The sequence below is a fragment of the Ruegeria sp. CDSB114 genome (assembly GCF_059611025.1).
In genome coordinates this window covers 147826-154656 of sequence record NZ_JBXWOT010000008.1, presented here as the reverse complement: position 1 = coordinate 154656, position 6831 = coordinate 147826, and the positions used below count along the sequence as shown (strand labels likewise).

Annotated in this window: 8 protein-coding genes and 1 pseudogene; 4 read left to right on the top strand and 5 right to left on the bottom strand. The window is 58.0% G+C overall.

Annotated features, from left to right (window positions below):
* Together AC2FIP_RS16485 and AC2FIP_RS16480 are read right to left on the bottom strand one after the other, a co-directional pair.
* Positions 1 to 210 (bottom strand): annotated as a pseudogene (locus tag AC2FIP_RS16485) (hypothetical protein); the annotation flags it as partial.
* 54 nt (positions 211 to 264) lie between these two features.
* Positions 265 to 990 (bottom strand): uroporphyrinogen-III synthase, encoded by a 726-nt coding sequence (locus AC2FIP_RS16480; RefSeq protein WP_496698650.1) that lies wholly within the window; start codon positions 988 to 990, stop codon positions 265 to 267.
* Between the two features lie 85 nt (positions 991 to 1075).
* Between AC2FIP_RS16480 and tsaD the strand changes: the two genes are divergently transcribed.
* Genes tsaD through AC2FIP_RS16460 form a run of 4 tightly spaced genes read left to right on the top strand, consistent with a single transcriptional unit; the run spans position 1076 to position 3825 of the window.
* The gene (tsaD, locus tag AC2FIP_RS16475) at positions 1076 to 2173 is read left to right on the top strand and encodes a tRNA (adenosine(37)-N6)-threonylcarbamoyltransferase complex transferase subunit TsaD (protein ID WP_496787269.1); all 1098 of its coding nucleotides are present in this window, start codon (positions 1076 to 1078) and stop codon (positions 2171 to 2173) included.
* Positions 2170 to 3132, top strand: coding sequence for an NAD(P)H-dependent glycerol-3-phosphate dehydrogenase (locus tag AC2FIP_RS16470; RefSeq protein ID WP_496787268.1), 963 nt, complete (start codon positions 2170 to 2172; stop codon positions 3130 to 3132). Before tsaD ends, AC2FIP_RS16470 begins: the two co-directional genes overlap by 4 nt.
* A 1-nt stretch (position 3133) precedes the next feature.
* A complete protein-coding gene (locus AC2FIP_RS16465; RefSeq protein WP_282027485.1) occupies positions 3134 to 3403 on the top strand; it encodes a YciI family protein in 270 nt (89 codons plus the stop codon).
* A complete protein-coding gene (locus AC2FIP_RS16460) occupies positions 3403 to 3825 on the top strand; it encodes an EVE domain-containing protein (RefSeq protein WP_281995804.1) in 423 nt (140 codons plus the stop codon). The genes AC2FIP_RS16465 and AC2FIP_RS16460 overlap by 1 nt, the downstream gene beginning before the upstream one ends.
* 204 nt (positions 3826 to 4029) lie before the next feature.
* Here AC2FIP_RS16460 and AC2FIP_RS16455 read toward each other — a convergent pair whose 3' ends face one another.
* From AC2FIP_RS16455 to ahcY, 3 genes are all read right to left on the bottom strand, one after another.
* Positions 4030 to 4371, bottom strand: a complete 342-nt coding sequence (locus tag AC2FIP_RS16455; protein ID WP_496703286.1) for a DUF2853 family protein — start codon at positions 4369 to 4371, stop codon at positions 4030 to 4032.
* A 272-nt stretch (positions 4372 to 4643) separates the two neighbouring features.
* Entirely contained in the window at positions 4644 to 5393 is a 750-nt protein-coding gene (locus tag AC2FIP_RS16450; RefSeq protein WP_496702940.1) for an extensin-like domain-containing protein, read from the bottom strand.
* A 13-nt stretch (positions 5394 to 5406) separates the two neighbouring features.
* Entirely contained in the window at positions 5407 to 6795 is a 1389-nt protein-coding gene (gene ahcY / locus AC2FIP_RS16445; protein ID WP_496787271.1) for an adenosylhomocysteinase, read from the bottom strand.
* Positions 6796 to 6831: the final 36 nt, after the last annotated feature.

Genomic DNA, 6831 nt, shown 5'->3' with positions numbered 1-6831 from the left:
TTCGGCTTCGGCTTCGGCTTCGGCTTCGGCTTCGGCTTCGGCTTCGGCTTCGGCTTCGGCTTCGGCTTCGGCTTCGGCTTCGGAAGGCGTTTCTTCTACGGGGTCAGCATCGTCAACAGGTGCCTCATCCGGGGTCTGGACAATGTCCTCGACTGCGTCAGCCTTGGGGTCATCTTCCGGCTTTTGATCGGTTTTCTTCTTACCAGCCACCGCAATGTTCCCCTTTTCGAATCCAAAACAACCTGAACAACTAACCAGACTAAGTTAATCTGTGGCCTCGCCGCCCTCAACCCGCATCGCATGTTTCACAAGCTTTTTAACGGCTTTCCGCATTTTCTTCGGTGTCGGCTCTTTGGCAATCTTCAGGCGGACATAATCCAAGGAATAAAGGGGTTCAGCCGTGGCCTCGCTGATTGCAGCCAGCCAAAGTGGTGCCGAACCCACCCAGATGTCGGCAAATTGTCGCGCTGTTCTGGGTGAAAATATGGGGGCAATCACCGGTTCATTGCCCTCAGCAACGGCGCCTGCCCGATCTGTGAGCGGTAACAGGTGCTGTTTATAGACAGGCTGTTCACGCACAGCCAGACCGGATTCGGTCAACCGTTCAGCAATGTTACCCCGGCTGTGTTCCCCCCGAAGATGAAGCAGCGGGCTTTGGGGCCGGTGCTTTAGCAGGTTTGCAATCAGCTCTTCGGCGGTAGCACCCACCATCCGGGCATCCCAGCCCGCGCCTTTGGCAGTTCCGGTGGTAACAGGACCGACACAAAAGGCCGGCATCTTTCGAGATACATCTAAAGACATCGCCGCATTAACGGCGTTGGCCGAAGTAAAGATCAGCCCCTTTGCTTCATCCGCATGCACTTGCACCGCCAAAGGTTTTATTTCCAGGATCGGCGAATGGATAACCTCTACCCGGCTTCTGATGCGGGTTGGCAACTGCGCGACGAACCTTTCAGACGCAGCGCGCGGGCGGGTCATCAACAAATACAACAGTTGGCGCCTTCGGCCTTGGGATTGTTTGCATCCGCGCAGGGTGATACCCCGCTTGGCAACCAAGGTGTAACGGATCAGGCCAATGGTGCAAACACTTACTGTCCTCGGGTTGGAAAGCAGCTGTGATGACACGGCCGCCGCAGTCGTGCGCCAATCCGATGATACAGCCGCCGAGGTGCTGTCCTCGGTTGTCTATGGCCAGACCGAATTGCACAGCGCATTTGGTGGCGTGGTGCCTGAGATTGCCGCCCGCGCCCATGCGGAAAAGCTGGATATCTGTGTGATGCAGGCGTTAGAGGCCGCAGGTTTGGGCCTTGCCGACATGGACGCTATTGCCGTAACCGCCGGTCCCGGCCTGATTGGGGGGGTTATGTCAGGCGTCATGTGCGCCAAAGGGATCAGTGCCGCCACGGGCCTGCCATTGATCGGAGTCAACCATCTGGCCGGTCACGCGCTGACGCCACGCCTGACGGACGGGATCGCGTTTCCCTATCTGATGCTGCTGGTTTCGGGCGGGCACTGCCAATACCTGATTGCCCATGGGCCCGAGGAGTTCACCCGCCTTGGCGGCACCATCGACGATGCCCCGGGCGAGGCCTTTGACAAGACAGCCCGCCTGCTGGGCCTGCCGCAACCCGGTGGCCCCTCGGTCGAGGTCGAAGCCCGCACGGGCGATCCCAAACGGTTCCGGTTTCCGCGGCCACTGCTGGACCGTCCGGGCTGCGATTTGTCCTTTTCCGGGCTCAAGACCGCGCTGATGCGAATGCGCGACCAGATCGTGGCCGAAAAAGGTGGCCTGACGCGACAGGACCGCGCCGATCTTTGCGCCGGGTTCCAACAGGCCATCGTGGACACTTTGGCCGAGAAAACCCGCCGCGCAATCGACCTTTACCTATTGGAAGGCCCTGCGGAGGCGGTTGTGTCTGTTGCGGGCGGCGTTGCGGCAAATTCGGCCATTCGTACCGCGTTAGAGTCTATCTGCGTCGAAAAAGGTGCCAGATTTACCGCCCCTCCGTTGGCCCTGTGCACCGACAATGCCGCCATGATCGCCTATGCCGGAATTGAACGTTTCCGCACGGGTGCCCCCGATGATCTGACCCTGACCGCGCGTCCGCGTTGGCCTCTGGATCAAACCAGCCCGGCCATGTTGGGCAGCGGTAAAAAAGGAGCCAAAGCATGAGCGTGTCGGTTCTGGGATCCGGAGCGTTTGGAACAGCTCTGGCGATTTCGCTGGCCGGGAAAGGCCCCGTCACGCTATGGGCTCGGGATCCGGAACAGGCCCAGATGATACAGAACCATCGCGTAAACAGCGCGCGCCTGCCGAATGCACCTTTGCCCAAGGCGATCACGGTTACTTCGGACGCTGATCTGGCGGCAGAAAGCGAAATCATCCTCCTGTCCGTGCCGATGCAGAAATTGCGGAGCGCGCTGTGTGTGCATTCCGCTACCCTCAGAGATAAAACGCTGGTCGCCTGCTGCAAAGGGATAGAGCTGACCTCGGGCCTTGGGCCGGTTTCCGTTGTCCGTGAAACCATCCCAGAGGCACGCGCTGCGTTGTTGACCGGGCCAAGCTTTGCGGACGACATCGCGCGCGGCCTTCCCACCGCATTGACCCTCGCTTGTGCGGATGATGCGATTGGCCGTGACCTGCAGCATGAATTGAGCACCACAAATCTGCGCCTCTATCGCACTGCGGATACTGTTGGCGCCGAGCTCGGCGGGGCCCTGAAAAACGTCATGGCCATCGGATGCGGCGCCTGTATTGGCGAGGGCATGGGCGAAAGCGCCCGGGCCGCTTTGATGACGCGAGGCTTTGCCGAAATGCAGCGCTTTGCGCTGATGCGCGGGGCCCGCCCTGAAACATTGATGGGCCTGTCGGGTATGGGTGATCTGGTACTGACCTGCTGTTCCGAACTGTCCCGGAACTATCGATTTGGCCTGTCGCTCGGGCGTCGGGATGCTTTTGACACAAACACAACCGTCGAAGGTGTTGCCACGGCCAAGGCTTTGGCCAAAATTGCCAAAGCAGAAGATTTGGACATGCCCATTAGCACCATCGTGTCAGAAATAAGTACCGGAGAATGCAGCGTTGGTGAAGCCATGCGCTGGCTGCTGAACCGACCCCTGAAGGAGGAATAACATGCTGATCGCCCTTATCGCCAAGGATAAACCCGACGCGCTGCAAACCCGGCTGGATAACCGTTCCGCCCATCTTGCCTATATCGAAGAAACCGGTGTTGTTGCCCAGGCCGGGCCCCTTCTGGAAGGCGATGCGATGATCGGATCACTTATCATCCTCGAGGTCGAGGATATGACGGCGGCGCAAAACTGGGCCGACAATGATCCCTATGCCAAGGCAGGTCTGTTCCAGTCGGTTGATCTGATCGTCTGGAAAAAGGTGGTCGGCTGATGGCGTATTGGCTGTTCAAATCTGAACCCTCGACCTGGAGTTGGGACCAGCAAGTCGCCAAGGGCGCAGAGGGCGAAGAATGGGATGGGGTGCGCAACTATCAGGCACGCAATTTCATGCGGCAGATGGCCGTGGGCGACCGTGGTTTTTTCTATCATTCGCAAAAAGACAAGGCGATTGTCGGCATTGTTGAGGTTTGCGCCGAAGCCCATCCAGACAGCACCACCGAGGATGAGCGTTGGGAATGTGTGGATATCAAAGCCGTGCGCCCGTTCACCATCCCAGTCACGCTGGATCAGATCAAAGTGGATGAACGTCTGGATGAGATGGTTCTGGTCAAGAATTCCCGCCTGTCCGTACAACCGGTCAGCGATGCCGAATGGCAGGTGATCTGCGATCTGGGGCAGACGAAATCGGATTGATTAAAGGGAAGGTCCTGACAGATGCAGAACCTTCCCTACCCCGCGTGCTCCCGACTCACCACACGCGTATAGAATTTCGGTTCTGACCGTCCTGGTCACAAAATGACACTAGCCCATTTGGCCGGTTTGGCACAAACAACAAGTACCTAAAATTGGAAACGCCCGCCACAGATCGGGCGGGCGCTGATTGGTCGAAACCCGGATTTAGCTATAGACCGACTCTTTGCCGAAATGCTTGGTCAGCATATAGTAAACGACAGCACGATACTTGTTGCGCTCGGACATGCCATAGGTTTCCAGCGCCTTGTTGATCGCTTCCATCAACTCGGGGCCGTCGGAAAGGCCCAGTTTCTTGATCAGGAAGTTGTTTTTGACGGTCTCAAGCTCACCTGACTGAGTGGCTGCCACGGTCGACGCGTCGGCGTCATAAATCGCCGGACCACATCCGATTGTGACCTTGGTCAAGAGGTCCATGTCGGGGTCCATCCCGCATTTGTTTTTCAGATCATCTGCGTATTTGGCGATCAGTTCGTCGCGTTTTCCCATGAATATTTCTCCCGTTGAGCAGCTTTGGCTGCGATTTTCAATGCGCCTATGAACAGGTGTCGGAAGGTTAGTCAGTTGTTCTGTTTACACAAAGGGAAAATTTCAGGTCATTCCCCGTAAGCGAAATTATGGCAGCACAGATAGACTCCGCGTACCACAATGCCTGATTCTGGCCTTCTGTTAAGGGTCAGGTGGTTTGGATTCAGGGCGCAGCGGGAAAATGTTGAAACCAGCGCAGCGTGCCGACATGGCACCTACTAACCGACCGGTGGTTATCTGCAATATCCCCAACCCGGTCCCTGAAGATGGAAGTGGTCCGCATGCAGCCGGTTGTAGTTTGGCCCAAGTACCACCCGAAACCATTCGCATGCACCCCGGCCAATCCGGTGTAGAAAATCTGCTTCGGGTCCGGGTGTTGTCCAGTCCGACAGCAGGCTCAGGCTTCGCCCATCTGCCAACTCGACCCCGACAATATCGATGGCATCAGCGGTGGCATGACTGCTCCAACCGCTGTCCTTTCCCTGCGCGGTGCGCATTCGCCGGCAGTTATAGCTGCCCAGGTGGCGCAAGCTGCGCACCCTGCTGCCAAACATCTCGCGCGCGGCGGGTTGGACCACATGGTGTTCCCACATGGCCAATCGCAGAGCCGTGGCACAACGGGTCTCGACGCCATTGACGCTGGCCGTGGTTAAGCCCGAGAGAACCCCGCGCCCGGCTATTCCGCATTTCTCGTCGACAATCAGATCCTCGACCAGGGAAAAGCTTACCCCCGCCCCGGCCAATGCGGCCCTGCACTGCGTTTCATCGGCCAAAGCTCGTCGCATTTGCACAGGTGTGACCGGCGTGACCCGAGCCGTAATGGTCAGATCTCGCAAAGGGTTCCAGTGGTCCGGAACCGGTGATTGCGGGTGGGACAAAAGCCAGTAGCCACCCCCACCCATCAAAACCACCAAGGCGAGTGCTGAGAAAACGAAAGACGCCGCCAGATGCAATATCCGACGGCGTCCAGAAGGTTTGGTCATGCCTGACCCGCAATCAATAGCGGTAATGTTCAGGCTTATAGGGGCCTTCCGGATTCACACCGATATACGATGCCTGTTCGCTGTCCATCTGCGTCAGCTTCACGCCGATACGGTCCAGATGCAGGCGTGCAACCTTCTCGTCCAGATGTTTAGGCAGGATGTAGACCTTGTTTTCGTACTGATCGCCTTTGGTGAACAGCTCAATCTGGGCCAACACCTGATTGGTGAACGAAGCCGACATCACAAAAGACGGATGACCGGTGGCGTTGCCCAGGTTCAGCAGGCGGCCTTCGGACAACAGGATCAGACGATTGCCCGAGGGCATCTCGATCATGTCCACCTGTTCCTTGATGTTGGTCCATTTGTGGTTCTTCAGGCTGGCCACCTGAATTTCGTTGTCAAAGTGACCAATGTTGCCGACGATGGCCATGTCCTTCATCGCGCGCATATGCTCGATACGGATCACGTCCTTGTTGCCGGTCGTGGTGATGAAGATATCCGCGCTGTCAACTTCGTCTTCCAGCAGCGTAACCTCGAACCCGTCCATCGCGGCCTGCAGGGCGCAGATCGGATCAACTTCGGTCACTTTCACACGGGCACCGGCACCGCGCAGCGACGCGGCCGAGCCTTTGCCCACGTCACCATAGCCACAGACCACGGCAACTTTACCAGCCATCATAGTGTCGGTGGCGCGGCGGATACCGTCGACCAGCGATTCCTTACAGCCATATTTGTTGTCGAACTTCGACTTGGTGACACTGTCGTTGACGTTGATCGCTGGGAACGGCAGTTGGCCTTCCCTGACCAGCTGGTACAGACGGTTCACGCCGGTCGTGGTTTCCTCGGACACGCCTTGGATCTGGTCGCGCATTTTGGTGAACCAACCGGGGGACGCGGCCAAACGTTTGGCGATCTGCGCCTTGATGGCCTCTTCCTCTTCCGAGCCCGGTACGGGGATAATGTCTTCGCCCGCTTCGGCGCGGGCGCCCAGCAGGATATACAGCGTCGCATCGCCGCCATCGTCCAGGATCATGTTGGGGCCGTCGGTGAACAGGAAGGATTTGTCCAGATAATCCCAATGCTCTTCCAACGTCTGGCCCTTGATGGCGAACACCGGAATTCCGGCTTCGGCAATCGCCGCCGCCGCGTGGTCCTGGGTTGAGAAGATGTTGCACGACGCCCAACGCACATCCGCGCCCAGCGCCACAAGTGTTTCGATCAGAACGGCTGTCTGGATGGTCATGTGCAGCGACCCGACAATACGCGCGCCCTTCAGGGGCTTTGCGTTACCGTATTCCGCGCGCAGGGCCATCAGGCCCGGCATCTCGGTCTCTGCAATATCCAGTTCTTTGCGGCCAAACCCGGCCAGCGAAATGTCTTTGACGATATAGTCCCCGGCCATCAGGTGCTCCATTCCGGTATAGTTCAATCCGGGTTG

Excerpts from the sequence above, each read along its gene's own strand:
- tsaD (WP_496787269.1), top strand. The coding sequence starts at position 1,076 with ATGGTGCAAACACTTACTGTCCTCGGGTTGGAAAGCAGCTGTGATGAC.
- AC2FIP_RS16470 (WP_496787268.1), top strand. The coding sequence starts at position 2,170 with ATGAGCGTGTCGGTTCTGGGATCCGGAGCGTTTGGAACAGCTCTGGCG.
- AC2FIP_RS16465 (WP_282027485.1), top strand. The coding sequence starts at position 3,134 with ATGCTGATCGCCCTTATCGCCAAGGATAAACCCGACGCGCTGCAAACC.
- AC2FIP_RS16460 (WP_281995804.1), top strand. The coding sequence starts at position 3,403 with ATGGCGTATTGGCTGTTCAAATCTGAACCCTCGACCTGGAGTTGGGAC.
- AC2FIP_RS16455 (WP_496703286.1), bottom strand. The coding sequence starts at position 4,371 with ATGGGAAAACGCGACGAACTGATCGCCAAATACGCAGATGATCTGAAA.
- AC2FIP_RS16450 (WP_496702940.1), bottom strand. The coding sequence starts at position 5,393 with ATGACCAAACCTTCTGGACGCCGTCGGATATTGCATCTGGCGGCGTCT.
- ahcY (WP_496787271.1), bottom strand. The coding sequence starts at position 6,795 with ATGGCCGGGGACTATATCGTCAAAGACATTTCGCTGGCCGGGTTTGGC.